This is a genomic window from Citricoccus sp. (assembly GCF_032154715.1).
Taxonomy (GTDB): Bacteria; Actinomycetota; Actinomycetes; order Actinomycetales; family Micrococcaceae; genus Citricoccus.
In genome coordinates, this window is the sequence record NZ_JALDXU010000006.1 from 1 (window position 1) to 24,855 (window position 24,855).

Sequence of the window (24,855 nt, forward strand, 5' to 3'; positions counted from 1 at the left end):
CACCCCAGGTGACCGGGCCGGCGTCGTTCTGTCCCGTGCCCCTCTGGAGGTGCGGAGATGCGCGGGACATGCCGCATCCACGGGAAACATGAAAGACCCACAACGGTTACGCGGAATCAACGCCCAGCAACAGCTCCGAAACATCCAGTGGCCAGTATTCAAGGCATGGATACAACGGTGGATACACGGCAGGGCTTCCCCGGCGCCGCGGCGTCAGGACGCAAGGTGACCGAACAGGAGCGGGTCTACCTCCAGTTGCGGGACGACCTGCTCGCCGGCGCGATCTCGCCGCTGGTCCGCATCACCGAGATGCGGGTGGCGGAGCGCTACAGCGTCTCCCGCACGCCGGCCCGTGACGCCCTGGCCCGGCTTCGCGCAGATCGGCTGCTGGCCTTCCGAGACGGCGCCCTGTACCGGTACATGCCGACCCGCAAGGAACTGTCCGACCTCTACGAGCTACGCGTCACGCTGGAACGTCAGGGGATCGTCCGCTGTACGGGCGGCGCGGACACCGTCCATGACACCGCGCTGATCGAGGATGAGCTCGCCTTGTGGCATGAGCGGAAATCCCAAGGCGTCACCCCGGACGCTGGATTCGTCACCGCCGACGAGCAATTCCACCTCACGCTGCTGCTGGCCTCCGGCAACACGGAAATGGTCGAGATCCTGAAGGGGGTCAACCAGCGGATCCGCTCGGTCAGGATGCACGACTACCTCACTCAGGACCGCATCAACAGCACCATCGACGAGCACCTCGAGATCGGCGAACTGGTCCTGACCTGCCGCCTCCTGGAGGCGCTGGAAGCCCTGGAGAGTCACATCGGCGAATCCCAGACGGTGTCCCTGGCGCGCGCCACGGACAGCTTCTCCCTGTAACCCGGGCCAGATGCCCCAGACCTGGCCATTCGACAACGAAGGATACTGATGCCCTCCCTCTCCCCCACCGCTGCGGTCGCCCGTTCCTACGCGCGCATCGCCGCTGCCCACAGCAGTCACGTCTGGATCTCCCTGCAGGACGAATCCGCAGCTCTGAACGAGGCCTGGGGTGTGGAGCGCGAACTCGCAGCGGGCCGTGAGATGCCTCTGGCCGGATTGACCTTCGCCGTCAAGGACAACATCGACGTGGCCGGGCTCCGCACGACCGCGGCCCACCCGGGCTTCGACCGGCGAGCCGTGGTCAGCGCCTCGGTGGTGAGCCGCTTGCGAGCCGCCGGCGCGGTGTTCATCGGCAAGACCAATCTGGACCAGTTCGCCACCGGCCTGGTGGGCACCCGCAGTCCCTTCGGCCAACCCTCCAGTGCCCTCGCGCCGGAACGGGTGTCCGGCGGCTCCAGCTCCGGATCAGCCGTGGCCGTGGCAGAGGGACTCGTGGACTTCTCACTCGGCACTGACACGGCCGGCTCCGGACGGGTTCCCGCCGCCTTCAACGGCATCATCGGGCTGAAGCCGACGTACGGGCTGGTCGCCGCGGACGGCGTGGTCCCCGCGTGCCCGTCCTACGACTGCGTTTCCGTCTTCGCGCCGACCGTCGCGTTGTCCGCAGCCGTCCTCCGGATCGCGTCCGCTCCCTCGGAGCGCTACCCGCACAGTCGGGTGCTGCCGGACACGGCGCCCCTGTCCGCTCCCCGGGATCCCGTGGTGGCGATCCCCCAGGACCGGGATCTGACCAGCCTGCCCGAGGCCTTCCGGACTGCCTTCGCTGGTGCGATCGCACAGTTGGTGGGCCGTGGCGTCACCGTCCAGAAGATCGATTTCTCCCCCTTCGCGGAGGCCGGGCGGCTCCTCTATGATGGCGGCCTGGTCGCAGAACGAGCCGCCAGCTTCGGACGGTTCCTGGCCGAACACCCGGAGGGGACGGACCCCCACGTGGGGCGCATTGCCGCCCACGCGGAAGAGATCCCCGGAGTCACAGTCATCCAGGACCAGCAGGTGCTGGCTGAACTCACCCGACGGGGGCGGGAGCTGTTGCAGGGCGTGGACGCACTGGTGGTCCCCACAGCGCCGGAGCACCCCCTGATGACGGATGTCCTCGCCGACGACGCCGGTCTCATCAACACAGGGCTGGGGACCTTCACCAACTTCGTCAATCTCATGGACATGGCCGCCATCGCTGTTCCCGTCACCCACACCACCGGGGACGGCGCCTTCGGGATCACGTTCGTCACCAGGGCATTCCACGACCAGGTGGGGATCGACCTCGCCGCGGACTTCCTCCGTGAGCCGCCGGCCCTGTCCACCACCGCCGGAATCGACCTGGCCGTCTTCGGGGCGCACTTGCGCGGCCAGCCCCTGAACCGTCAGCTCACGGACCTGGGCGGTCGCTTCATCGACGACATCACCACGGCAGCCAACCACCGGCTCTACCTGGCCGAAGGGTCCCCGCCGCGTCCCATCGTGGCCCCGTCCGCCTCTGGCATCTCCGTGCCCGGCGAGCTGTGGCGCCTCCCCCTGACCTCTCTGGCGCGGTTGTTGACTGGCCTGCCGGCGCCGATGGGGCTGGGGCAGGTCTCCCTCTCGGACGGACGCACCGTCTGCGGATTCATCGGCCAGGTCCAGGGTGTGGAACGGGACATCACCTCGTTCGGCGGCTGGCGTGCCTACCTGGACGCTGCCGGTGAGGCCGCGCCCGCCCCCCTCCCGGTCCACGCCTAGCCCCTCCATAGCGTTCCTCTCTACTCGCCCCTCTCCGTCCAACCCCCTCCAAGGAGCTGCACCCACCATGCCGAACACCCGCCTCACCCGTACCCTGTCCCTCGCCGCCGTCAGTGGTCTGGTAGCCGCCTCGATGGTTGCCTGCGCACCCGCGGAGGGAGCCGGGGACACCATCACCGTGGGCACCCTCCGAGCCCAACCACACCTGTACACCCCGTACTTCTACGATCAGTTCGCACCGGAGGGCAAGAGCTTCGAGATCGTCCTGTTCGACTCCTCCTCGGACATCAAGAACGCCGTGGTCTCCGGATCCATTGATCTGGGCGTCACCGGCGCACCGTCTGTTCTCGCCGGATTGGCTGATGGCCAGGACGTCAAGATCATCGCCTCCTCGGCCGACGGCGGCTCCCGCATCGTCGGGGCTCCGGACATCACGGATCCGCAGGACCTGGCCGGCAAGACCATCGGTTACCCCATGGGTGCCTCACAGGAGATCCTGCTCAAGCTCACGCTCGAGAACCTGGGGATTGACCCGGACAACGACGTCACCCTGGTGAACCTGCCGTTCTCCGAAATGGCGAATGCCTATACCTCGGGTCAGATCGATGCCATGTCCTCAGCCGAGATCGGCCCATCGGTGGCCATGGACGCCGGAGCTGTTGACATCGTGTCTCCCTATGACACCCCGGTGGGAGAGGTCAACATCGTGCTGGCCGCCACCGGCGAGTTCGTGGCCGAGGAGCCGGACCTCGCCCAGGAGGTCGTGGACACCCACATCCAGGCCTCGGAGTACATGGCGGAGAACCCCGCGGAATGGTCAGCGGGCCTCGTGGAGGACTTCGGCATGGATGCCGCCGTGGCCGACCTCGCGATTCAGAACGTCACGCCCCGGTGGGAACTCGATGACGACTATCAGGCGCAGGTCGCCGCCCTGGCCGAACAGATGCTGGCCTTCGGGCAGATCAGCGAGGGCGTCGATACCTCGGCCGCCCTCGACCCCACCTTCGTTGATGCCTCCACCGTCAACGACTAAAACGAGCACTGATCAAAGGAGGACCCATGACCACTCCAGTCCCGACGACCTCCGCGCGTACCGCCGGTGATGTCGCCTCAGCCCCCGCCACCGCCCCGCCCCCTGGGGGCACCTCCACGAGAGGAGCAGCCTCCAGGCAGCCATCCACGGCCAGCCGATCCGGCACGGGCCGCGCCTGGCTACTGGCCATCCCCGTCCCCATCGTCCTCCTGATCCTGTGGACCCTGGGCGTCCAGGGCGAGTGGATCCTTCCCTTCGGCATCAAGATGGCCTTCCTGCCCACGCCCATGGACGTCGGCGCACGGCTGTGGGACTTCGCCTTCGGCGGGGTCATGAATGACGCCTTCAGCGGCACCCTGTGGGCCCACCTGTGGGCTTCTACCCTGCGCGTCCTGCAGGGCTTCGGCCTGGCCACCGCCCTCGCTGTTCCCCTCGGTGTGGTGATGGGCCGGTCCAAGACCGTCTTCCGGATGCTGGAACCGACCATCAATCTCATCCGACCGATCCCGGTCACCGCGTGGGCTCCTCTCACCTTGCTGATCATCGGGTTCGGGGATCGGTCCACGGTGTTCCTGGTCTTCCTCGCGGCGTTCTTCCCACTGTTGCTGAACACCATCACCGGGGTCCAGCAGGTGCCGGAACGGTTGCTGGAGGCGTCCTCCATGCTGGGTACCCCCACCAGCCAGGCCCTCTACAAGGTGGTCCTGCCGGCCGCCATCCCCAGCATCGTCAGCGGCATGAGGGTGGCGCTGGGTCTGGCATGGGTCATCCTCGTGGTCGGAGAGACCGTCGGTATCACCACCGGACTGGGCGCTGCCATCACCCAGGCCCAGGAGCAGTCCCGCACGGACCTGATCATCGCCGGGATGATCGTCATCGGCCTGGCCGGCTTCGCAGCCGATCGCCTGCTGACCCTGGCCGTCCGCCTCGTGGTCGGCCGCCGCCCCCTCGCCACGTAGAACCAGGAGAAATCACATGAGCATGACACCTCTGGGCACCGCCGTCGACGGCACGGTGGTCCTCACCCATCTCGGCAAGCACTTCCCCGGCGCTCCCCTGCCGGCCGTGGCAGACGTCAACCTGGACATCCACAGCGGCGAGTTCGTGTGCATCGTCGGAGCCAGCGGCTGCGGGAAGTCGACGGTCCTGCGCATGGTGGCCGGCTTCGAGCAGCCCACGGACGGCACCGCACAGGTCTCCGGACGGGACGTCAACGGCCCCGGCCCAGACCGTGGTGTGGTCTTCCAGGACTACGGCCTGTTCCCCTGGCTCACGGTGACGGAGAACATCGCCTACGGTCCGAGGCAGGCCCGGTTGGCCAAGGCCGACGTGCAGGACCGCACCTCCAGGGCCCTGGAGTCCGTGGGGTTGACCCGGGTCGCGAAGTCCTTTCCACACCAGCTCTCGGGTGGCATGCAGCAGCGAGTGGCCATCGCCCGGGTCCTCGCCAACCGACCGGCCGTGATGCTGATGGACGAACCGTTCGGCGCACTCGATGCCCTGACGAGAAGCGGGATGCAACAGGAGCTGCGACGAACCCATCTCGAGGCCGGCGTGACGATCCTGTTCGTCACCCACAGCATCGAGGAGGCCGTCTTCCTGGCGGATCGGGTCGTCGTCATGGCGGGGGGATCGTCCCATGGCAATTCCGGCCATGTCCGTGAGGTCGTCCCCATCACCCTGGGTCAGGACCGTGATCCCGCCTCCGGCGAGTTCAACGAGATCAAGCGGTACATCAACGGGCTGGTCCACGCGGGGAACGAGGTCCCGGCGTAGGCTTTCCCTGGCCCCTGAATCTGACACATGTCAACCTCTTCCGCGCCCAACTTGGGAGAACCCTTCGGATCAGCGCGCGGTAGCGCCCTCACACCGCTCGGGACTTTTTTACAGGTGTAAACTTTGCTCTGAACTGCAGGGCAAGGGAGACATTGATGAGCGATCGAGTGCAGGATGGACGGTCACTGGCACCGCTGGTGGACGCGGTCACGGCGCTGCTGGACGAGGGCGTGGACCCCCACCACCTGAGCGTCACGGACGTGGTGCAGCGCGCTCGGGTCAGCAGGCCCACCTTCTACAAGTACTTCAAGGACATCCCCTCGCTGGTGAGGGAGGTCGCTCTGCAGAGGATGGAAGCCACGTTCAGCCGTGTCCCGCAGGCGGCGCTCGGCGAATCCTGGACAGCCTTCGCCCGCGGCACGTTCATGACCCTGCTGACAGATCTGGCAGAACACCGCCGCTTCTACCTCGCCGTGCTGGCGATCAGTCCGGCGATCGTCATGACCGACTTCATCACCTACCTGTCCCGCCGCCTGCTCACGTCCTCTCCCCTGGGCCCGGTCATCCACCGCAGGAAGGGACCGGACACTCCCCGGCAGCGGGCCGACTTCCTGGCCGCGGGGACCGTGTGGCTGGTCCAGCAGTGGTTGGCCACCTCCACCGAACCGCTGGAGGACGTCGAGGAGATGGTGGACCGCCTCTCCTCCCTCCTCCTGTCCAGCTCCGGTGCCACGGAACAGGAGATCGCCGCGGTCCGCTCGGCATCGCCGGCTTCCACCCCCATCCCCACACACCCGCGCACGACGCCGGCCGGCACCTCCCCGGAAAGGATCGCCTGATGGCGCCGCCACGGAACCGCAAGCCCACCTTCCAGCTCCGGAACAGCGCCGGGCCGTGGGCAGCCGCCGGCGCCCCCGACTCTTCCGCCGACGGGTCCCCACCGCAGCCCACGAAGGCCGGGGCTTCTGCGCTCCAGAAGTACGGCGCCGTGGCCTGGTTCGGTGTGATCCTGCTGGCCCTGGCCATCATCCCGTCCCTGTACTCGGGGCTGCTCACCGGTTCCAACATGGACCCGACGGGTCGCCTCGATGCGGTGCCGGCCGCCGTCGTGAACCTGGACGAGCCGGCCGCATCCCAGGGCGAGACGATCCACTTAGGTGAGGACCTGGCCGAGGAGCTGGTGCACCCGGACGAGGACACGGACAACCTGGACTGGCAGCCGATGGACGACGCCGAGGCCCAGTCGGCCCTGGAGAACGGGGACGTGCTGGCCGTGCTGACCATCCCGGAGCAGTTCTCCACGCACGCGGCCGGGTTGTCCACGGGCGAGGCGGCGGACGCGGAGCAGTCCACTCTGCGCATGCAGACCAATGACGGCGCGAACATCATCATGGGCACCATCGCGAAGACCATCGGCGAGACCGCGTCCAGCACGGTCGCCGAGGGCATCGGCGAGGAGTACGTGAAGAACGTGCTGCTGGGGTTCACCGAGGTGCATGACGGCATGCAGGAGGCCGCCGACGGCGCCGGGCAGGTGGCCGAGGGTGCGCAGGATGCCGCGAGCGGCGCCGGTGACCTGGTGGTCGGGATCGACCAGCTGGCGGACGGCTCCGTCACCGTGGACACCGGTGCCCAGCAGCTGGCCGAGGGAGCAGCCTCCGCCGACGCCGGCAGCCAGGAACTCGCCCACGGCGCCACGTCAGTGAACGACGGCGCGCAACAGCTCAGCTCGGGGCTGGGCCAGATGCGGTCCCAGACCGAGTCCCTGCCCAGCCAGACCCAGACCCTGGCGGACGGGGCCGGGAAGGTGGCGGCCGGCGTCGGGCAATTGGACCAGGGGGTCACCGCCCTCGAGGACACTGCGGGCAGCCTCTCGGGCGGAGCCGGGCAGTTCACGGCGGGAGTGGACGAGGCCGTGGCCGGTGCGCAGCAGCTGCGGGACAGCGCGGGCGCGGTGGTGACCGGCGTGCAGCAGGTCCAGGGTGATGCGGGCGCGTTGGAGGAGAGGATCGCCAACCTGCAGGCCGCCTACGGTGCGATGACCGACGAGCAGCGCCAGGCCGCCCTCGCCGAGCTGGCGGACGGTGCGGGGCAGGTGACGGCCGGCGCCGAGCAGGCCGCGGCAGGGGCGTCCACGGTGAACGAGGGGCTCGGCGGGATCGTCGGGGATTCCTCCTCCGGCTCGGGGCTGGCCGGTCTGCAGGCCCACGTGGACCAGCTCGGCTCCGCAGCGTCCACGGCCGCCGCCACGGTCTCCGAGGTGGCGGACAACATCCACACCCTCTCGGACGGCGCCGACCAGGTGGCCGCGGGGGCCCAGGCCCTGGCGGACAGCTCCGGCACGCTGAGGGACGGGATCTCCACGGCGGCCACCGGCGCGCAGACCCTGGCCGATGGCACCTCGCAGCTGAGCGACGGCGCCGGCCAGCTGGCCGCCCGGATGCCGGCGCTGGCCTCCGGTGCGCAAGAGCTGGCCGCGGGCAGTTCCGAGCTGTCCTCCGGACTGGCCACTGCCGATGACGGTTCGCGCGAGCTTGCCTCCGGGCTGGGGGACCTGTCCGATGGCTCCGGCCAGCTGTTCACTTCCCTGCGGGACGGGACGGCGGACGTGCCGAGCTACACGGACCAGGACGCCTCGAGCATCGGCTCCGTGGCCGCCCTGCCGGTGAGCGCGGACCTGGAACGCACCAACGAGGTCCCCTCCTACGGCTACGGCCTGGCCCCGTACTTCATGGCCCTGGCCCTGTGGGTGGGCGCGCTGGGGTACTTCCTGATGCGCCCGGCCGTCCGCGAGACCATGATCGCCGAGCGCAAGCCGCTGTGGCGGGTGCTGCTGCGCTCGGCCGCTTTGCCCGCGCTGATGGGCGTGGCGCAGTCCCTGGTGATGGTCTCGGTGCTGGTCTTCGGCCTGGACCTGACGCCGGTGAACCCCTGGGGGCTGGCAGGCTTCGCCGTGCTGACCTCGGTGACCTTCATGGCCATCAACCAGGCGCTGATCGCCTTGCTGGGCCCGCCCGGGCGCTTCTTCGCCCTGATGCTGATCGTGCTGCAGCTCTCGGCCGCCGGCGGCACCTATCCCGTCCAGACCGCACCCGCGTTCTTCCAGGCGATCCACCCCTGGCTGCCGATGACCTACGCCGTGGAGTCCTTCCGTTCCCTCATTGCCGGTGGATCCATCGGTGTGGACCACGGGATCACGGTGATGCTGATCTGGATGGGCGTCGCGGTGGCGATGCTGGTGGTGGCCGTGGCGCTCCAGGGCATCAAGGCACGCCAGGCCACCTCCGGCACGGACCGGCCCGAGGTGCGGACCGCGGTGGCCACGGCGTAGCCCGCTCTCAGCGGTGCCCCGCCAGGGCCGCCGTGGAGAGCGCGGGCAGCCCCAGGTGCCCGCGCAGGGTGGTGGACTCGTACTCGTTGCGGAAGACCCCCCGCCGGCGCAGCTCCGGCACCACGTGGTCCACGAAGATCTCCGCCCCGGAGGGGAAGGTGTCCGGCATGATGTTGAAACCGTCCCCGGCCCCGGCCTGGAACCACTCCGTGAGCGTGGCCGCGATCTGCTCCGGTGTGCCGATGGCGAGCCGGTGACCACTGCGGATCCGCTGGGTGAGCTGCCGAGGTGTCAGGTTCTCCCGGCGGGCGAGGTTGAGCTGTGCCTCGAGGAAGCCGTGGCTGGTCCTCACCGAGTCACTGGGTTTCGGGAACTTCTCCCAGGGCAGGGGCCGGTCCAGGTCGAGCTCCCGAGCGTCGATGCCGAGGCGCCCGGCGATCAGACCGAGTTCCTGGTCCAGGGACAGGTACGAGTCGAGCTCGTCCGCCTTGCGGTGAGCCTCCTCCTCGGTGGAGCCGATCACGGTGGAGAGACCCGGCATGATCCTCAGGGTCTCGGGGTCGCGCCCGAAGGCCGCGGCGCGCCGCTTCATGTCCCGGGCGAAGGCGATCCCGTCCTCGAGGGTCGTCTGGGTGGTGAAGATGGCGTCGGCGTGCTTCGCACCGAGATTCCGGCCGCCCTCGGACGCGCCGGCCTGGACGATCACCGGCCGGCCCTGTGGCGTGTGCGGGAGCGTTCCGGCCCCCTCCACGGAGAAGAACTCCCCCCGGTGCCCCACCGGGTGCACCAGGTCCTGGGTGCCGTCCCCCCGTTCCACGGCCTCCGGATCCCAGCTCCCCCAGAGCCGGGTCACCACCTCGACGAACTCGTCGGCGCGGCGGTATCGATCGGAGTGGAACGCGGCCCCGTCCTGGCCGAAGTTCCGGGCGGCCGCATCACCGGCGGTGGTGACGGCGTTCCAGGCCGCCCGGCCGCCGCTGATGTGGTCCAGGGAGGAGATCCTGCGGGCCAGGTTGTAGGGGTGGTTGTAGGACGTGGAGGCGGTGGCGATCACCCCGATCCGTTCGGTCGCCGCGGCTACGGCCGTCAGCAGGACGATGGGGTCCAGCTTCCCAGTGGGTTGGGCGGGGTCCCCCTGGAAGGCGGGGCCGTCGGCCAGGAAGACCGCATCGAGGGCGCCTCGTTCGGAGATCTTGGCGATGGTGGTGAAGTACTCGACATCCGTGGTGGCGGAGGCGGGCACCTCCCCGAACTGGCGGGCGGCCGCGTGACCGCCCAGCCCCAGGACGTTCATGCCGATACTCATCTGTTGTGGACGGTGGGTCATCGGGCATCCTCTCGGGTGGGGTGGGGCACGGCGTCGATCAGCGCGCGCGTGTAGGACTGTGTTGACTCCTCGAAGACCTGGCGGACCGGACCGGACTCCACGAGCGCACCGCGCTCGAGCACCGTGACCGTGTCGGCCACCTGCCGGATCAGGCTCAGGTCGTGGGAGATCAACAGGAACGTCAGGCCGTACTGCTCTCGGAGGTCGAAGAGCAGGTCCACGATCTGCGCCTGGACGGTGACGTCCAGCGCGGAGGTCGGCTCGTCCAGCACGAGGACCGAGGGCGAGAGGACGAGGGCCCGGGAGATGGCCACCCGCTGGCGTTGGCCGCCGGACAGCTGGCTGGCCTTGCGCCGCCAGAGCTCGCGACCGATGCCCACACGGTCGAGCATTCTCCGGGCCTCCTCCAGCGCCGACCGGCGATCGAGGCCGCGGATCCGTAGGGGCTCGGCCACCAGCCCCTCCACGGGGATACGGGGGTTCAGGGCGGAGAGCGGGTTCTGGTAGACGAGTTGCAGCCGTTCCGGGGAGGCGTTCACCACCGGAGGCGTCCTCTCCAGCTGCTCGCCGAACACCTCGACCGTCCCCTGGTCGAACCCGGTCAGGCCGGCGACGATGCGAGCGATCGTGGTCTTGCCCGATCCTGATTCGCCGACCAGTGCGTGGATCTCCCCCGCCGCCACTTCGAAGCCGACGCTGTCCACGGCCCGGACGCCGGGCACGAAGGACCTGGACAGGCCGCGGACGCTGATCGCCCGCGCCGCGGGATCACGGCGGGCGGCGGACTCCTGCAGCCGGACCGCGTACTTGTCCGGGTTGAGGGCGGGCACGTCGGAGAACAGCTGGCGGGTGTACTCGGAGACAGGACGGTGCAGGACCTCATCCACCCGGCCCTGCTCAACAACGCGTCCGTGCCGGAGCACCACCACGCTGTCCGCCCGCTCCGCCGCCAGAGACAGGTCATGGGTCACGAGGATCAGTGTCAGGGAGAACTCGCGTTGCAGGGAGGTGAGCAGGTCCAGGATTCTCTTCTGCACCGTGACGTCCAGCGCGGAGGTCGGCTCGTCTGCGATCAGGACCTGGGGCCGGCCTGCGAGGGCGCTGGCGATCAGCACCCGCTGGAGCTGACCGCCGGACAGCTCGTGCGGATAGGACCGGTAGCGGTGCGCGGCGTCGAGGATGCCCACGTGCTCCAGCAGTTCCAGGGCCGCGTCGGCGGCCTCGGCGGAGCCCACGCCGCGGGCCTGTGCCACGGACTCCGCGATCTGTTGGCCCACGGACATCAGGGGGTCCAGGGAACCCAGGGGATCCTGGGGGACGTAGCCGAGAACGGTACCCCGCAGCGGCCGCCACTGCCGGTCCGTCAGGGAGGTCACCTCCCGGCCGTTCAGCGTCAGCCGCCCGGCCTCGATCCTGCCGTTGTCCGGCAGCAACCCCGCCAGCGCGGAGACCACGGAGCTTTTGCCGGAGCCGGACTCGCCCACCAGGGCGACGGTCTCTCCGCGGGGGACCGCGAAGGACACGTCCTCCACGCCGGTGGTGCGTCCCTGGCGCGAGACGTACGTCAGATGCAGGCCGCTGACCTCGGCGGCGATCGGCCCCGAGGCCGCCGCTTCGTCAAGCCCCTCCACTGGGGAACTGGGCCGGGTGGTGGTGAGCGTCATCAGGAGAATTCCTTTCTGAGCCGCGCCGCGAGGCGCTGCAGGTGGGACAGCGAGAGGACGGTCAGGACGATGGCGAGCCCGGGACCGATCAGCAGCCAGGGGGCGGACATCACGTACTGCCTCCCCTCGGAGACGAGCAGGCCCCACTCCGGTTGCGGCGGCACCGCTCCGAAGCCGAGGAAGCTCAGGGCGGAGATCCAGATGATGGCCCCGCCGAATTGCAGAGGGATCAGCGTGAGGACGGGCCCCAGGGAGTTCGGCAGGATGTGATGGATGAGTGTGCGGGTGCGGCCCGAGCCCTGGTGCTGCGCGGCCTCCACGAACGCCGAGTTCCGGATCCGCAGGACCTCCGAGCGGGTGATGCGGGCGAAGTTCGCGATCGAGGAGATTCCCACGGCAATGGCCGCGTTGATCGCCCCGAAGCCGAGCGCCACGATGATCACCATGGACAGCAGGAGTCCCGGAACGGACAGCAACACGTCCACGATCCGGCTCACCAGGGCGTCCACCCAGCCACCGAGGTACCCGGCCACGAGACCGAGGAGGATCCCCCCGGCCAGGCCCACGGAGACGGCCACGGCCGACGCCGAGAACGTGGTGGTGGTCCCGAAGACCAGCCGGGAGGCCAGGTCCCGGCCGAGGTAGTCGGTACCGAGCGGATGGGCGGCCCCCGGCGCCTCGAGGATCTGGCCCGCCCCCGCGTCCAGGGGATCGTAGGCGGTCAGCAGCGCGGGTGCGGCGACGGCGAGCAGCAACGCCAGGACGAAGAGCCCGGCGAGCCAGTCAGCGGTCCGCATGCTGCGCACCACCGCCCGGACCCGCCGTCGGCCGTCCGGTCCCGGGGCCGGACGGGGGCCACCGTCCGGTGACGGGGCTCCACCGTCCTGCGGAGCGAGGGCTGCGGGGGTCGGCAGGGTGCTGGTCATGATGATCCTTTCCGCACACGGAGCCGCCGCCCCCGCGCCGGATGCTGGGCCACCCGGGACTCCGTGATCACGATGCGGGGGTCGATCAAGGGGTAGATGAGGTCGGCGATCAGGTTGACCACCGAGTACAACGCGGCCACGAACAGCACCACGGCCAGGACCACGGGTGAGTCCTGTGAGCGCACGGCCTGTTCCGTCACCAGGCCGAGCCCCGCCCGGTTGAAGACGGACTCCACAATCACCGAGCCGGCGATCAGGTCCGCGATCGTGAGGGCGAGCAGGGTCAGCGCCGGGATGGAGCCGTTGCGCAGTAGGTGCCGGCCGATGATCTGCGCGCGTGACAGGCCCTTGGCCTTGAGCACCTTGACGAAAGGCTGGTCGTTCGCCTCGCCGAGTCCCTGGATCAGCACCTGCGTGACGGAGGGGCTCACCGCGATCCCGAGGGTCAACGCCGGCAGGATCAGCCCCGCGGGACCGTCGGTATCCAGGGCGGAGACCCAACCAAGCTGGTACGAGAAGATCTGCAGCAGGAAGAGCCCCACGAGGAAGCTCGGGGTGGAGAGCGCCAGCGAGGGGTAGACCGTGAGGACGGCCCGCACGGCCGCGGAGCGGCTGAACACGGCGAACACGGCCACCAGCGCGGCGATGAGAACGGCAATCCCGAAGGCCACGAGCGCCAGCAGCAGCGTTGAACCGATGCCCTGGGCGAAGAGGTCGCCCACGGCGCGGCCGGTGCCCAGCGAATAGCCGAGGTCCCCCTGGAAGAGCCGTCCGAGGGTGATGAAGAACTGCTCCACGGCGGACTGGTCCAGGTTGTAGTACTCGATGATGACCTGGGCTTGTTCCGGTGGAACCGGGTTCTGCGGGTTCTCCAGGCGGTTGCGGACCGGGTCCCCGGGCAGCGCGAAGAGCACCCAGTAGGTCAGCAGGTAGACCAGGGCCACCACCAGCAGTGCGTGCCCGGCTCGCCCGGCCACATACCGCCTCATTCCCTGCCCGACGCGCGGTCGCCCCGGTCGCTGCGGTGAGGCGGCGGTTCCGGGCGTCCTGGCATCATTCCCCGGGGAGACGGTGCTTTCCCGCGCGGCCTGGTGCGTCCGGACCCCGGCCGTCACTTCTCCTCCGTCCAGGCCCCGTAGAACAGCGGGCGGGCCTCGGCGCTGAAACCGAAGTCGTGGACGGTGGGCTGCACCGCGAAGATCTGGGAGTCCTTGATCAGCGGCACGGTGTAGGCCTCATCGATCACGTGGTCTTGGAGTTCTCCGAGGATCTCCTCGCGTGCGGCGGCGTCGGTCTCCGTGGCCTGGGCCTCGAAGAGCTCCTCCAGTCTCGCGTCCCCGGAGGGCAGCGCGAATCCGTTGGTCCCCTCCGGGTCCCAGGACGTCCTCAGGGTCGCCCACGGTGCCGGGTAGGGCCATCCGGAGCGCGTGGCCGCCACGTCCTCCGCGGCGTAGGCGGCCGAGACCTGCGAGTAGTCCGCATCCCTCAGCTCGAGGTTGATGCCCAGCTCCTTCAGTTGGGCCTGCACCAACTGGTACAGCGGCCGGGCGGTGCTGTCATAGACGTCGATCACCGTCACCAGATGCAGCTGCTGGCCGTCCTTGACCCGGTACCCCTCGGCGTCACGCTCGGTATAGCCGGCCTCGTCCAGGAGGGCGTTGGCGTGGTCCGGATCGTACTGAAGTTTCTCGCTCTGGTCCTTGAACCCGAAGGCGTCCTGGGTGACGATGCTCTGGGCCACGTCCCAGTTCTCCGTGTAGAGGTCCTCGATGATGCGCTCGCGGTCGATCCCGTTCTGGATCGCCTGCCGCACCCTGACGTCCTGCAGGGCGGGGATCTGCTGCTTGAGGACCCACTGGTTGGTGGCCCCGAGTCCCTGCGCGGAGATGATCTGGGCCCCCTGCTCCGCGAGCTGGGTCTCGTCACTGGGCTGGATGTAGCGGATGGCGTCCGCCTGCCCCGAACGGAACGTGCCGATGCGCACGGTGTCGTCCGTGACGGCGCGGACCACCACCTTGTCCAGGTAGGCCTCCCCCTCTTGGCCGACGCCCTCGGGCGCCCAGTCATAGCCCTCGCGCTGGGCGAAGACGATCTCCTCGCCGTACGTCTCGCTCTCCACCACAAAGGGGCCGCTGCCGATGAGCCCCGTGATCTGCTGCTGCTCCTCCAGCGAGGCCTCGATGGTGGCATCAGCGACCAGGGAGGCGGACCAGCCCGAGAGGACGTCGAGGAACTCTGCGTACGGGTGCTCCAGGACCACCGTCACGGTGTCCCCCTCGGCCGTCACTGATTCGACCGCCGGGAACTGGTTGTTCGCTTGAATGCCCTTGGCCTCGTCCCCTTCCGCCTGCCACTGGAGGTTGCGCTGCACGCTCGCCGCGTCCAGAGGCGTCCCGTCCGAGTAGGTCACGCCGGGACGGATGGTGAACTCGTAGGTCAGGCCGTCCTCGGAGACCTCCCAGGACTCGGCGATGTAGGGGGCCAGCTCCCCGGTCTCCGGGTCCTTCCAGATGAGCCGGTCGGTGACGTTCTCCACGTAGGCGCTGTCCTGCCAGGTCCCGGCGCCCTGCAGCTGGGTGGACCGGGACGCCTCGGCGTCGAGGTAGGTCAGGGTTCCTCCCTGCTTCTCCACAGGCCCGGTGGAGGCCGTCTGGCCGGCCGGGCTGCAGGCGGCCAAGGTCAGGGCCAGGGGTGTCACGGCCAGCCACAGCGCGGTCCGGCGAGTTCTTCTGGCGGGATGGTTCTGGATGGTCATGACTGGTTCTCCCCGGTGATGGTGGGTTTGCGTGCTTCGATGAGGTGCCGTGTCGAATGGGTGATGAACGGCCCGTGCGTCTGGATGCGGTCATGCAGGTCCCGGAGCCGGCCGCGGTATCCCGCCACGGTGAATCCGGGCACCCACCAGATGACCTTGCGCAGGAGGTAGACCACGGCGGCCACGTCATGGATCTCGATCCGCAATCTCGCTGACTCGAGGTTGACGATGTTCAGTCCCGCGGCCCGTGCGGCAGCAGTCTCCTCGTCGGGGTGCCGCGCCTGGCGGGCTACGGGCAGGGGGCCGAGGAAGAACTCGATGAGTTCGAACGCGCTGGCCGGGCCCACGTGCTGCGCCAGGTAGGTGCCCTCCGGCGTCAGGACCCGGGCGATCTCGTCCCACCAGATGGTCGCGGGGTGCCGGCTGGAGACCAGGTCGAAGGCGGCGTCGGCGAAGGGCAACGGCGGTTCGTCCGGGTCTGCCACCACCACCACGCCACGGGGGTGGAGCCGTGCGCTGGCCCGCGCGAGGTTCGGCGCCCAGGACTCCGTGGCCACGGCGGTCGGCGGGAACGCCTCAGCCTGGGCCAGGACCTCCCCGCCGCCGGTCTGGATGTCCAGAGAGGCGGAGGCGTCCCGGAGCCGGCGGGCCAGGCGGCCGGCGTACCCCCACGGGGGGCGTTCCTCGGTGGCCCGGCCCTCCAGCCAGGAGAAGTTCCACCCGGTCACGTCGGCGGAGGCGCCGGCCTCGAGGAGGTCCTCGAAGGTGTCAGTCATGGTCCGCGTCCTCCTGTTCGGCCTGCCCGTCCCGGCCCGTCGCCGGACCCTGACCACCCCAGAGAGCGAACTCGCCGGTCAGCAGATACTCGCCGACCGCCCGCGCCCGGTATTTCGCCGGGTTGTGGCTGGCGATGGTTCGGGCATTGCGCCAGTGCCGGTCCAAGCCCCGGACGGTGCTCGTGGCCGAGGCCCCGCCGACCTCGAAGATCTCGGTGGTGACCCGCTGCACCAGCTCGAGCACCACCAGTTGCGCCTGGAACACGTCGCGAGCCAGCCGCTGGGATTCCTTGGTCAGAAGATCCGTACTGGCCCCCTCCAGGGTGCCGTCAGCGGCCTTCCGCGCATAGGCGTCCAGCGCCGCCGACTGACTCAGCACGATCAACCGGGCCGCATGCGCCTTGGCGGCCACCTCGCCGACCACGGTCTGGACCACGTCCTGATCCCGGGGCGCCAGCTCACCCCGGTGGGCAAACGTCCGGCGGCGAGGGCGGACGTAGTCCACCGCGTCCTCCACCGCCGCCTGGGCCACGCCCGCGGCCACCAGGAGCAGGATCATCTGGAAGAGTCCGACCACGAACCCGGAATGCGGATCATCGGCGTCGAAGGCCCGGACGTCCCGGGGGTCCACGGGCACCTCGGAGAGGGTGAGGCCCCCGCTCGCGGTCAGCTGCTGGCCGAATCCGTCCCAGTCGTCCGCCACCCGCACCCCGTGGTGGGAGGCGTCCACCAGTACCGAATGCCGGGTGTCTCCGTGGACGGCGGAGAGGGAGATCCAGTCCGCGTAGATGCTGCCGGTGGTGTAGTACTTCGTCCCCGTGACGGTCCACTGCCCGCCGCGCTGCTCCAGCCGGGTGGTGATCTCGGATAGCTCCTGGCGCTCCGACGCGGCATTGCCGATCAGCGCCCCCGCGCCGATCCGGCGCAGCCACTGATCGCGGTGATCCCCGGGGGGTCTCAACAACAGCCGCTCCAGGAAGGCGATGTGCCCGCGGAAGAGGTGGGCCACGTTCGAATCGGCCGCGGCCAGGTCCACCAACAGTGCGGCGAAGTCGCTCAACCCCACGCCCCGGCCCCCGAACTCCGGTGGAACCCGCAAGGCGGTGAAGCCGCTGACCTTGAGCTCCTCCACCACCAGGAACGGCAGATCTCGAGTGCGCTCACGCTCTACAGCACCCGCACGGATGCGGGAGAAGAGCGGTGCGAACTCCGCCCGGAGCGCTTCGGTGCTCGTGCGCGCCGGGGTCGGTGAAACAGTGGTCATGGCTGCCCTCTCGGATGGCCGCGCCGGGCAGCGATCATCCAGGGATGTCTTCAGCCGGCTGCACTTGCCGGTCACCGCTGCGGGCCGGCCGAATCATCACCTGGTGCACCCCACTACAGCGAGAGGGTTGCAGTCCGGCCAGCCAGGGCTTCCCACCGGAACTCGTGATTCTGGGAACGAGGCTACGAACTCACGGTCCTGTCCGCATCACCTGATTAATCTGACGACTTCTACGCTCCGGTGTGCGCGAAGACCGCCGAGACCACGCCATAGGTCGTCATGGGAGGTCATCTCCTCATGACCTGGCCTGCCACGTCGTCCGAAACCGGCCAGGCTGAGCCCTCAGCCCTCGGCCTCCTGGCGCGAGGCCCGCGCCAGCCGTTCGACGAGCTCGTCTGGGATCGGCTTGCGGGGCGAGAAGGTGATGCCGGTCTTGGTCGCCTTGAGGCCGGCGGCCGCGATGTCATCGGCATGTGCGGAGAGGGCGCCCGGCAGGAGATACAGCCCGCCCTGCTTGCTGAACGCCGCATAGCTCGCCACGACGGTGCCACCGATGCTGAACCCCGGCATGTTGTAGGCCACCATCTCCTCCGCCTCAGGCAGGGTGCGGGCCAGGATCGCGCGCAGGCGCTGCAACTCCGGCCGGAACGGCTCGGGCGCCGCTGCGATGTAGGCGTCGTGGTCCGCGATCGTCGTCATGGGCGTGCCTCGCTTCTGGTGTTGTCGGTGGTCCAGATTCTCGTTCCCGGGATCCCGAGCCGTCCATGGTCCTTGGGCCGAAGGACCGCCCGGGCCACACCTGACTGGCCGCTCCGGATCGGTCCCCTGCGCCGGACCCTGCCCGGCGATAATGATCGCATGCCTTCCGCTGACGAGCTCCTGGGTGCACGCGCCGCCACCGTACTGACCCGTTCCATCCAGCAGGTCGTGCCGGGGACGGACCTGCATTCGTTGCCCCGAGCCGCGGAGTCGCTCGACGGCCTCGCCCTCCGCGAGCGCGCGGACCTCCTGCGGGAGGCCCTTCTGGCCGACCTCCCGGGCGACTACCAGTCGCTCGCCCACGTCATCCGTCAGGCGCGAAACAGCACACCGGATTTCGCCGGCTGGCTCATCTGGCCGGTCACGGGTGCGGTCCCCGCCCGGGCCGTCCAGGAGAACACCGCAGCAGCGTTTACGGATGCCATGGCCCTCCTGGCAGAACTCACGGGCCGGCTCACCTCGGAGTTCTCCCTCCGCACCCTCCTGCGTCACGACCTGGACCGCGGACTGGCGATCATCGCCGGTTGGACGGATTCCGCGGACGAGCACATCAGACGCCTGGCCAGTGAGGGCACCCGCCCCTACCTCCCCTGGGCGGTGCGCGTCCCGGCCATCACCGCTCATCCCGGCGTGACCGTGCCCCTCCTCGAGACTCTGTACCGGGATCCCAGTGAGTACGTCCGGCGTTCGGTGTCCAACCACCTCAACGACCTCAGTCGGGATGCCCCGGACCTCGTCGTCTCGACGGCACAGCGGTGGCTGGCGAACCCTGGGCCGCAGACGTCTGCCCTCGTCCGCCACGGTCTGCGCACCCTCCTCAAGAACGGCCACCCGGGTGCACTGGAACTGCTCGGTTTCGGGCCCGTGTGCGTCGACATCGACGGGCCGCATCTCACCGCGGACCGGGTGCCGTGGGGCGGAGAGGTCCGCTTCACCGCGGTGTTGCGCAACGTCGGTCCGGAGCCCGCTCGTCTCGCCATCGACTACGTGGTCCACCATCGCAAGGCCAACAGCACCCTCAGCACCAAGGTCTTCAAGCTGACCACCCGGACCCTCCAGCCCGGAGAGGAGATGGCCGTCACTCGGACGCACTCCTTCCGGGCGATCACCACCCGCCGCTACCACCCCGGCGGCCACGCGGTCGCCCTGCAGGTCAACGGGATCTCCACCGTTCCGGTGCCCTTCGAACTGTTACCCGCGGATCAGGCCCTCAGCCTCTCTTGAGGACCCGGATCGCCAGCTGGACCCGGTTCTCCACGCCCAGCTTGTCAAAGATCCGCCCGATGTGGGTCTTCACGGTCGGTACGGAGAGGAACAGCTCCCCGGCGACCTCCGTGTTCGTCAGCCCGTCAGCCACCCTGACGGCCACGTCCCGTTCGCGCGGGCTGAGGCCCTCCAATGGGTCCGTCACGGGCCGACGTCGGCCCTGCCGGGTCGCGAACGTCACGAGCCGGGCGAGGACGGTCGGGGAGACGGCCATCGTGCCGTCCGCCGCCCGGCGGACCGCAGTCACCAGGTCTTCGGGTGGCGTGTCTTTGAGCAGGAACCCGACGGCCCCGGCTTCCAGGGCGTCGAGGATGAAATCATCGGTGTCGTAGGCCGTCAGGACGAGGACCTGCGGCGGGTCGACGGCGGTCCGCAACCGCCGGGTCGCCTCGATGCCATCGCACCGCGGCATCCGGATGTCCATGAGGACCACGTCCGCCCGCAGGTTCGCGGCCAGCACCACGGCCTCTTCGCCGTCGGCGGCCTCACCGACGATCGTCACCTCGGGGTCACCCTCGAGGATCAACCGCAGCCCGGCGCGCATCAGGGACTCGTCATCGGCAATCAGGACGCGGATCGGTGAACTCACCTCTGCCATGGCAACCAGGCCTCCACGGTGAAACTACCCGCCGCCGCCTGGACTCGGACACTGCCGTCCAGCAGTTCGAAGCGCTCGCGCAGTCCGATCAGCCCATAGCCGCCGCTGCCATCGGAGACGGCGTGGGCGGGGACGGGGTTGCTGGCGATCAGGGTGATGCCTTCGCCGCGGACCCCGGTGAGCGTGAGCCGGACGGGACCGTGTGGCGCGTGCGTCCGTGCGTTGGTCAGACATTCCTGACCGAACCGGAAGACGGCGCGGGAGACCACCTCCGGAAGTGCCTCGCCGTCATCGGCTTCCAGCAGCCCGGAGGTGGTGAACTCGACCGGAGTGCCGAGTTCACGCGTCGTGGCCACGAGGCCCTCAAGGGCGGCGAGGGTCGCGTCCGGGGAGGCGGGGTGGTCCTCCTCCCGGAGCACGCTCAGCACGGTCCGTAGTTCCCGTGACGCCGTCCTCGCCGTCTCCCGCACCAATCCAGCCGTGCGGTGCAGGGTCTCGGCGTCCAGGTCCGTGCGGTATTCCAGGGCGCCGGCATGCAGGGAGATCAGGCTGAGGCGGTGCGAGAGGCTGTCGTGCATCTCCCGGGCGATCCGGGTGCGCTCGGCGGCGCGCACCTGCTCGGCGTGGGCCTCTCGCTCACGGCGGGCCGTGACCGCCTCCTGGCGCAGGGAGCGGATCAGTGCCCGCCGGCCGCGACGCACCGATCCCACCAACCAGCAGACACCGCACACCGCCACGGCGAGGAGCAGCACCATCCACACTGAGGCGGACGGATCAGGCTCCGCGACGGAGGCGTTGAGGACCGCTGCCGCGAGGAACACGCCGGCGGCCACGCCGAACCACCAGGGCCGGCGTCGGGCGGCGAAGGAGACCAGGACGATGACCTGGGCTGGTGCCGCCAAACTGGACACGGTGGCGGTCGCGATCACGGCTACACCGGCCGCGAGCGCCCAGCCGCTGTCCACGCCTGGGCGTGCCGTGGTTGCGGCAGAACCGGCGGCCGGGGCGCCCTGGGCCTCCGGGCCGGCGTCGAACCCTGCCGCTGGGGCAACCGGGGCCGAGAACAACGCATCGGCCCAGGGCCGGAGCGCGAAGGGCAGGATGGCCACGGCCAGCAATCCGAAGAGGAGGTCGCCGAACATCACCAGGGAGAGGCGGACGGCCTCAAGGGAGGACAGGGTCCCCGGGTCCTCTGGCAGCATGCTGCCGCGGACCACGGCGAACACGAGGAGCCCCGCCACCAGGGCCCCCAGCGTGGTCCCGGCGGCGTACCACCCCGGTCGGCGAATCCATCTCAGCACCTCGTCAGCCTACGGGTCAGTCACCGGGCCGGATGTCGTCCAAAGGGATGAATCTGGGTCGGCCGAGCGGACCGAGAAGACCAGACCGCCGGCTGATCACGGACGTGGTCATCAACCTCAGAGGTCACGCGGTGACGCGCTCGACGAGGATGCCGTCGTCGTCGGCGTAGAGCAGGGCCCCGGGATGGAACTCGACATCATCGATCGTGACCACCACATCGGTCTCACCGGTTCCGGCCTTGGCGCTCTTCCGGGGATTGCTGCCGAGTGCCTTGATGCCCAGGGCCGTTTCCGCCAGCTCGTGCCGGTCGCGCACGGCGCCATAGACCACGACGCCGGCCCAGCCCTGATCGGCCAGGGACTGGGCCATGGACCCGCCGAGCAGTTCACTGTCCAGGGTGCCCCCGCCGTCGACCACGAGGACCGCCCCCTCGCCGGGGGTGGTGATGAGGCGCTTCAGGAGGCCGTTGTCCTGGAAGCACCGCAGGGTCCGGACGGGGCCGTGGAACTGCCGGCGCCCGCCGAGGTTCTCGAGCCGCGTCGTCAACGAGGCCAACTCTTCGCCGCGCTCGTCGTAGACGTCGGAGGTCCGGATCACCGCGGCCGGTGTGGTGGTGCTGGTCATGGATATGCCTCTCAGTGGGTGACCGGCTCGGCGCCGGCGTGGGACAGGATGGTCGGGATGACCCCGCCGGCCCGGAGCAGGCCGGTCTCGAAGTCGGTCTCCACGGCGATGCGGGCCTCGAACCGTTCGGTTCCTGCCGCGCCCGCCGCGTCCTCCCCGAGGATGGTGACGGGAACCGTGGCCCCCGGAGCGACGCTGTGTGCCGGGGCGTCCACGTGCAACTGTTCCCCCGGACGCAGTTCGGACAGCCGTTCCCGCCACTCGTCGGGGACCAGTAGCGGCAGAATGCCCATGCCGATCAGGTTCGAACGGTGGATCCGTTCGTAGCTGGACGCCAGCACGGCCCGCACGCCCAGCAGGCGTTGAACCTTGGCAGCCCAGTCCCGGGAGGATCCCATCCCGTACCGGTCGCCGGCGACGACGACGACCGGATCACCATCCGCTGAATAGCGCCCGGCCGCGTCCCAGATGCTCATCAGCTCACCGCTGGGCCCGTGCACGGTGTGTGCCGTCGGACCTCCGGGCGTCAGCGCGTTGCGGACCGACTTGGCGTAGTAGGCGCCCCGGGCCATCACCTCCCAGTTGCCGCGCCGCGAGGCGAAGACGTTCAGGTCCTTCCGGTCTTCGCCCTGCCCGACCAGGAAATCGGCGATGAAGCTGTCTTGCGGGATGGCGCTGGCCGGGGAGATGTGGTCGGTGGTGATGTCATCGCCCAGCACCAGGAGCGGATGGGCGGCATAGCGGCCCAGGAGCGTCCCCTGCCCCGGTGCGGCGAAGGGCGGTGGGCGCAGCATGGTGGAGTCCTCGTCCCAGGGGAACAGTGGACCCGTCGGCGCCTCGATCTCCTCCCAGAGCCGGTACCGGGAGGCGGCACGGAAGTCACGGGCGAAGTCGGACGGGTCCACGGCGTCGGCCAGGACCCGGTCGATCTCCTCGGCGCTCGGCCACAGGTCGGACAGGTAGATCTTCATGCCATCGGCGGCGACACCCAGTGGCTCGCTGGCCACGTCCCAGTGGGCGTCACCGGCCAGCCCGTAGGCGACGACCATGGGCGGGCTCAGGAGGAATCCCAGGTCCAGGTCTGGGTGGACGCGGCCGGGGAAGTTCCTGTTGCCGGAGAGGATCGCCACCGGCTGCACGAGCCCGTTGGCCCGTGCCTGCTCGACCTGCGGAGTGAGGGATCCGGAGTTGCCGATGCAGGTGGCGCAACCGAATCCGACGATGTCGAATCCGACGGCGCTGAGATCCTCGGAGAGCCCGGCGCGTTTCAGATAGCTCGCCGCAGCCGGAGAGCCTGGCGCCAGGGAGGTCTTGACCCACTCCGGCGGACGCAGTCCGTGCTGCCGGGCACGGCGCGCCAGGAGTCCGGCGGCGATCAGGAGTCGCGGGTCGGTGGTGTTGGTGCAGCTGGTGATGGAGGCCAGAGCCACCGGGAACAACGGCAACGCCGTGTCCGGGGCGACGCTCGCGCGAGCCGAGCCGGCGTCGGCCCGGGCCGCCTCGGCGGGGAGCTGGGTCACGTCGGCAGGGAGCCGGGGCGGCTCGGTCGCGGCTTCCCGGTCGAGGGCGGCGGGGATCCCGCTGACCGGCAACAGGTCCTGCGGCCGCCGGGGGCCGGCAGCTGAGGTCTGAATGTTCGAGAGGTTGATCTCCACCGTGCGGGTGTACTCGGGCTCGGAGTCCGGTTCGAACCAGAGTCCAGTTGCCTGCGCGACCGTCCGGACCATCTCGATGTGGTCGGAGCTGCGCCCGGTGGACTGCAGGTAGGCCAGGGTGTGGTCGTCAATAGGGAAGTACCCGGTGGTGGCTCCGTACTCGGGTGCCATGTTGGCCACCACGGCCCGCTCCCCCACGGTCAGGGTGGCCACGCCGGGACCGAAGAACTCCACGAACTCCGCGGTCACGCCGAGCTGGCGGAGACGATGCGTGACGGTCAGGGCGAAGTCGGTCGCCAGCGCCCCGGGGCCGAGGGACCCGGTCAGCCGCACTCCGACCACGTCCGGGATCCTCAGGGTGGTGGGCATGCCGAACATCACCGTCTCGGCCTCCAGACCTCCCACTCCCCAGCCGAGGACACCGAGGCCGTTGATCATGGGGGTATGCGAGTCGGTCCCGAGCATCTGGTCCGGGATCACCCATTCGACGCCGTCACGTACCTCGGTGGTGACCACCGTCGCCAACTGCTCCAGGTTGATGGTGTGCATGATCCCGGTCCCCGGCGGATTGATGTGCAGGCCGTCCATCTCGGCAGATGACCATTTCAGGAACCGGTACCGCTCCCGGTTGCGCCGGATCTCCTCGCGGATGTTCACCGCCGGGGCATCCGGACGGCCGAAGGCCTCGACCGCCAGGGAGTGGTCCACGGAGACCTCCACCGGCAGGACCGGACTGATCCGTGTGGGGTCACCGCCACTGGCCGAGATCGCGTCCCGCATGGCAGCCATGTCCACCAGGGCCGGCGTGGACGTCGTATCGTGCATCAGCAGGCGTCCCGGACTGAAGTGGATCTCGTGCTCGCTGGTGTGCTGGTGAATCCACCCTCGCAGCGAGCCCAGCATCCGGTCACGGTCGGGGCCCTGCACGCAGCGGCCCACGTTCTCCGCCAGCAGGCGCAACACCACTGGCCAGCGCCGGAAGCCCGGCCCCAAGGTCTGACTCGCGAAGAGAGCGGAATGCGGGCGACCCTTCACCATGACCGTACCGGCCTGGCTTGGGGTCGTACGGCCAACAGCTTCAGTGCTCACGAGACCTCCTGGAATGGTTACAGCTTATAACCTGCAATCTAGTGTACCTGCTCCTATA

At 69.4% G+C, this 24,855-nt stretch carries 20 protein-coding genes and 1 riboswitch; of the genes, 8 read left to right on the top strand and 12 right to left on the bottom strand.

The genetic code is table 11. The features are described from left to right. The first annotated feature begins 225 nt into the window (after positions 1 to 225). The 7 genes from RUH65_RS01985 (at position 226) to RUH65_RS02015 (ending at position 8,792) form a co-directional block, all read left to right on the top strand. Complete coding sequence (locus RUH65_RS01985; RefSeq protein WP_313815517.1) at positions 226 to 876, top strand: GntR family transcriptional regulator; 651 nt, start codon at positions 226 to 228, stop codon at positions 874 to 876. A gap of 48 nt (positions 877 to 924) precedes the next feature. Further along, positions 925 to 2,652, top strand: coding sequence for an allophanate hydrolase (gene atzF, locus RUH65_RS01990; protein ID WP_313815518.1), 1,728 nt, complete (start codon positions 925 to 927; stop codon positions 2,650 to 2,652). 67 nt (positions 2,653 to 2,719) lie between these two features. Further along, positions 2,720 to 3,685, top strand: coding sequence for an ABC transporter substrate-binding protein (locus tag RUH65_RS01995; protein ID WP_313815519.1), 966 nt, complete (start codon positions 2,720 to 2,722; stop codon positions 3,683 to 3,685). Between the two features lie 26 nt (positions 3,686 to 3,711). Then, on the top strand, positions 3,712 to 4,644 hold the full coding sequence (locus tag RUH65_RS02000) for an ABC transporter permease (RefSeq protein WP_313815520.1): 933 nt from the start codon (positions 3,712 to 3,714) through the stop codon (positions 4,642 to 4,644). Between the two features lie 16 nt (positions 4,645 to 4,660). Beyond that, positions 4,661 to 5,461 (top strand): ABC transporter ATP-binding protein, encoded by an 801-nt coding sequence (locus RUH65_RS02005; RefSeq protein ID WP_313815521.1) that lies wholly within the window; start codon positions 4,661 to 4,663, stop codon positions 5,459 to 5,461. A 155-nt stretch (positions 5,462 to 5,616) separates the two neighbouring features. Beyond that, positions 5,617 to 6,300 carry a TetR/AcrR family transcriptional regulator gene (locus RUH65_RS02010; RefSeq protein ID WP_313815522.1) on the top strand — a complete coding sequence of 228 codons (684 nt, stop codon included), beginning with the start codon at positions 5,617 to 5,619 and terminating at the stop codon, positions 6,298 to 6,300. Then, positions 6,300 to 8,792, top strand: coding sequence for a YhgE/Pip domain-containing protein (locus RUH65_RS02015; RefSeq protein WP_313815523.1), 2,493 nt, complete (start codon positions 6,300 to 6,302; stop codon positions 8,790 to 8,792). Before RUH65_RS02010 ends, RUH65_RS02015 begins: the two co-directional genes overlap by 1 nt. 7 nt (positions 8,793 to 8,799) lie before the next feature. Here RUH65_RS02015 and RUH65_RS02020 read toward each other — a convergent pair whose 3' ends face one another. The 8 genes from RUH65_RS02020 to RUH65_RS02055 form a co-directional block, all read right to left on the bottom strand. Then, positions 8,800 to 10,119 (bottom strand): LLM class flavin-dependent oxidoreductase, encoded by a 1,320-nt coding sequence (locus tag RUH65_RS02020; RefSeq protein WP_313815524.1) that lies wholly within the window; start codon positions 10,117 to 10,119, stop codon positions 8,800 to 8,802. Next, complete coding sequence (locus tag RUH65_RS02025; protein ID WP_313815525.1) at positions 10,116 to 11,783, bottom strand: ABC transporter ATP-binding protein; 1,668 nt, start codon at positions 11,781 to 11,783, stop codon at positions 10,116 to 10,118. Before RUH65_RS02025 ends, RUH65_RS02020 begins: the two co-directional genes overlap by 4 nt. Beyond that, positions 11,783 to 12,709: an ABC transporter permease gene (locus RUH65_RS02030; protein WP_313815526.1), complete on the bottom strand. Its 927-nt coding sequence runs from the start codon at positions 12,707 to 12,709 to the stop codon at positions 11,783 to 11,785. Before RUH65_RS02030 ends, RUH65_RS02025 begins: the two co-directional genes overlap by 1 nt. Further along, a complete protein-coding gene (locus tag RUH65_RS02035) occupies positions 12,706 to 13,686 on the bottom strand; it encodes an ABC transporter permease (RefSeq protein WP_313815527.1) in 981 nt (326 codons plus the stop codon). The genes RUH65_RS02030 and RUH65_RS02035 overlap by 4 nt, the downstream gene beginning before the upstream one ends. Before the next feature lie 134 nt (positions 13,687 to 13,820). Continuing rightward, positions 13,821 to 15,464, bottom strand: a complete 1,644-nt coding sequence (locus RUH65_RS02040; protein ID WP_313815528.1) for an ABC transporter substrate-binding protein — start codon at positions 15,462 to 15,464, stop codon at positions 13,821 to 13,823. Further along, positions 15,461 to 16,240 carry a class I SAM-dependent methyltransferase gene (locus RUH65_RS02045; protein ID WP_313815529.1) on the bottom strand — a complete coding sequence of 260 codons (780 nt, stop codon included), beginning with the start codon at positions 16,238 to 16,240 and terminating at the stop codon, positions 15,461 to 15,463. The genes RUH65_RS02040 and RUH65_RS02045 overlap by 4 nt, the downstream gene beginning before the upstream one ends. Next, positions 16,233 to 17,504 carry an acyl-CoA dehydrogenase family protein gene (locus tag RUH65_RS02050; RefSeq protein ID WP_313815530.1) on the bottom strand — a complete coding sequence of 424 codons (1,272 nt, stop codon included), beginning with the start codon at positions 17,502 to 17,504 and terminating at the stop codon, positions 16,233 to 16,235. The genes RUH65_RS02045 and RUH65_RS02050 overlap by 8 nt, the downstream gene beginning before the upstream one ends. Positions 17,505 to 17,559: 55 nt before the next feature. After that, positions 17,560 to 17,674: riboswitch (SAM riboswitch) on the bottom strand. Positions 17,675 to 17,846: 172 nt separating this feature from the next. Continuing rightward, on the bottom strand, positions 17,847 to 18,203 hold the full coding sequence (locus RUH65_RS02055; protein ID WP_313815531.1) for a DUF1801 domain-containing protein: 357 nt from the start codon (positions 18,201 to 18,203) through the stop codon (positions 17,847 to 17,849). Between the two features lie 159 nt (positions 18,204 to 18,362). Between RUH65_RS02055 and RUH65_RS02060 the strand changes: the two genes are divergently transcribed. Continuing rightward, positions 18,363 to 19,487 carry a DNA alkylation repair protein gene (locus tag RUH65_RS02060; protein ID WP_313815532.1) on the top strand — a complete coding sequence of 375 codons (1,125 nt, stop codon included), beginning with the start codon at positions 18,363 to 18,365 and terminating at the stop codon, positions 19,485 to 19,487. On the opposite strand, the gene RUH65_RS02065 is transcribed toward RUH65_RS02060, so the two are convergent. The 4 genes from RUH65_RS02065 to acnA all read right to left on the bottom strand — a co-directional run bounded on the left by RUH65_RS02065 (position 19,474) and on the right by acnA (position 24,797). Then, the gene (locus tag RUH65_RS02065; protein WP_313815533.1) at positions 19,474 to 20,127 is read right to left on the bottom strand and encodes a response regulator transcription factor; all 654 of its coding nucleotides are present in this window, start codon (positions 20,125 to 20,127) and stop codon (positions 19,474 to 19,476) included. The two genes, RUH65_RS02060 and RUH65_RS02065, sit on opposite strands and share 14 nt — an antisense overlap. Further along, positions 20,115 to 21,428, bottom strand: coding sequence for a histidine kinase (locus tag RUH65_RS02070; protein ID WP_313815534.1), 1,314 nt, complete (start codon positions 21,426 to 21,428; stop codon positions 20,115 to 20,117). Before RUH65_RS02070 ends, RUH65_RS02065 begins: the two co-directional genes overlap by 13 nt. A 124-nt stretch (positions 21,429 to 21,552) precedes the next feature. After that, positions 21,553 to 22,053, bottom strand: coding sequence for a ribonuclease E activity regulator RraA (gene rraA / locus RUH65_RS02075; protein ID WP_313815535.1), 501 nt, complete (start codon positions 22,051 to 22,053; stop codon positions 21,553 to 21,555). Between the two features lie 11 nt (positions 22,054 to 22,064). Further along, positions 22,065 to 24,797, bottom strand: coding sequence for an aconitate hydratase AcnA (acnA, locus tag RUH65_RS02080; RefSeq protein WP_313815536.1), 2,733 nt, complete (start codon positions 24,795 to 24,797; stop codon positions 22,065 to 22,067). Positions 24,798 to 24,855: the final 58 nt, after the last annotated feature.

Excerpts from the sequence above, each read along its gene's own strand:
- RUH65_RS01995 (WP_313815519.1), top strand. The coding sequence starts at position 2,720 with ATGCCGAACACCCGCCTCACCCGTACCCTGTCCCTCGCCGCCGTCAGT.
- RUH65_RS02065 (WP_313815533.1), bottom strand. The coding sequence starts at position 20,127 with ATGGCAGAGGTGAGTTCACCGATCCGCGTCCTGATTGCCGATGACGAG.
- rraA (WP_313815535.1), bottom strand. The coding sequence starts at position 22,053 with ATGACCAGCACCACCACACCGGCCGCGGTGATCCGGACCTCCGACGTC.
- RUH65_RS02015 (WP_313815523.1), top strand. The coding sequence starts at position 6,300 with ATGGCGCCGCCACGGAACCGCAAGCCCACCTTCCAGCTCCGGAACAGC.
- RUH65_RS02055 (WP_313815531.1), bottom strand. The coding sequence starts at position 18,203 with ATGACGACGATCGCGGACCACGACGCCTACATCGCAGCGGCGCCCGAG.
- atzF (WP_313815518.1), top strand. The coding sequence starts at position 925 with ATGCCCTCCCTCTCCCCCACCGCTGCGGTCGCCCGTTCCTACGCGCGC.
- RUH65_RS02005 (WP_313815521.1), top strand. The coding sequence starts at position 4,661 with ATGAGCATGACACCTCTGGGCACCGCCGTCGACGGCACGGTGGTCCTC.
- RUH65_RS02025 (WP_313815525.1), bottom strand. The coding sequence starts at position 11,783 with ATGACGCTCACCACCACCCGGCCCAGTTCCCCAGTGGAGGGGCTTGAC.
- RUH65_RS02060 (WP_313815532.1), top strand. The coding sequence starts at position 18,363 with ATGCCTTCCGCTGACGAGCTCCTGGGTGCACGCGCCGCCACCGTACTG.
- RUH65_RS02000 (WP_313815520.1), top strand. The coding sequence starts at position 3,712 with ATGACCACTCCAGTCCCGACGACCTCCGCGCGTACCGCCGGTGATGTC.
- RUH65_RS02050 (WP_313815530.1), bottom strand. The coding sequence starts at position 17,504 with ATGACCACTGTTTCACCGACCCCGGCGCGCACGAGCACCGAAGCGCTC.
- RUH65_RS02045 (WP_313815529.1), bottom strand. The coding sequence starts at position 16,240 with ATGACTGACACCTTCGAGGACCTCCTCGAGGCCGGCGCCTCCGCCGAC.
- RUH65_RS02040 (WP_313815528.1), bottom strand. The coding sequence starts at position 15,464 with ATGACCATCCAGAACCATCCCGCCAGAAGAACTCGCCGGACCGCGCTG.
- RUH65_RS02020 (WP_313815524.1), bottom strand. The coding sequence starts at position 10,119 with ATGACCCACCGTCCACAACAGATGAGTATCGGCATGAACGTCCTGGGG.
- RUH65_RS02030 (WP_313815526.1), bottom strand. The coding sequence starts at position 12,709 with ATGACCAGCACCCTGCCGACCCCCGCAGCCCTCGCTCCGCAGGACGGT.
- RUH65_RS02010 (WP_313815522.1), top strand. The coding sequence starts at position 5,617 with ATGAGCGATCGAGTGCAGGATGGACGGTCACTGGCACCGCTGGTGGAC.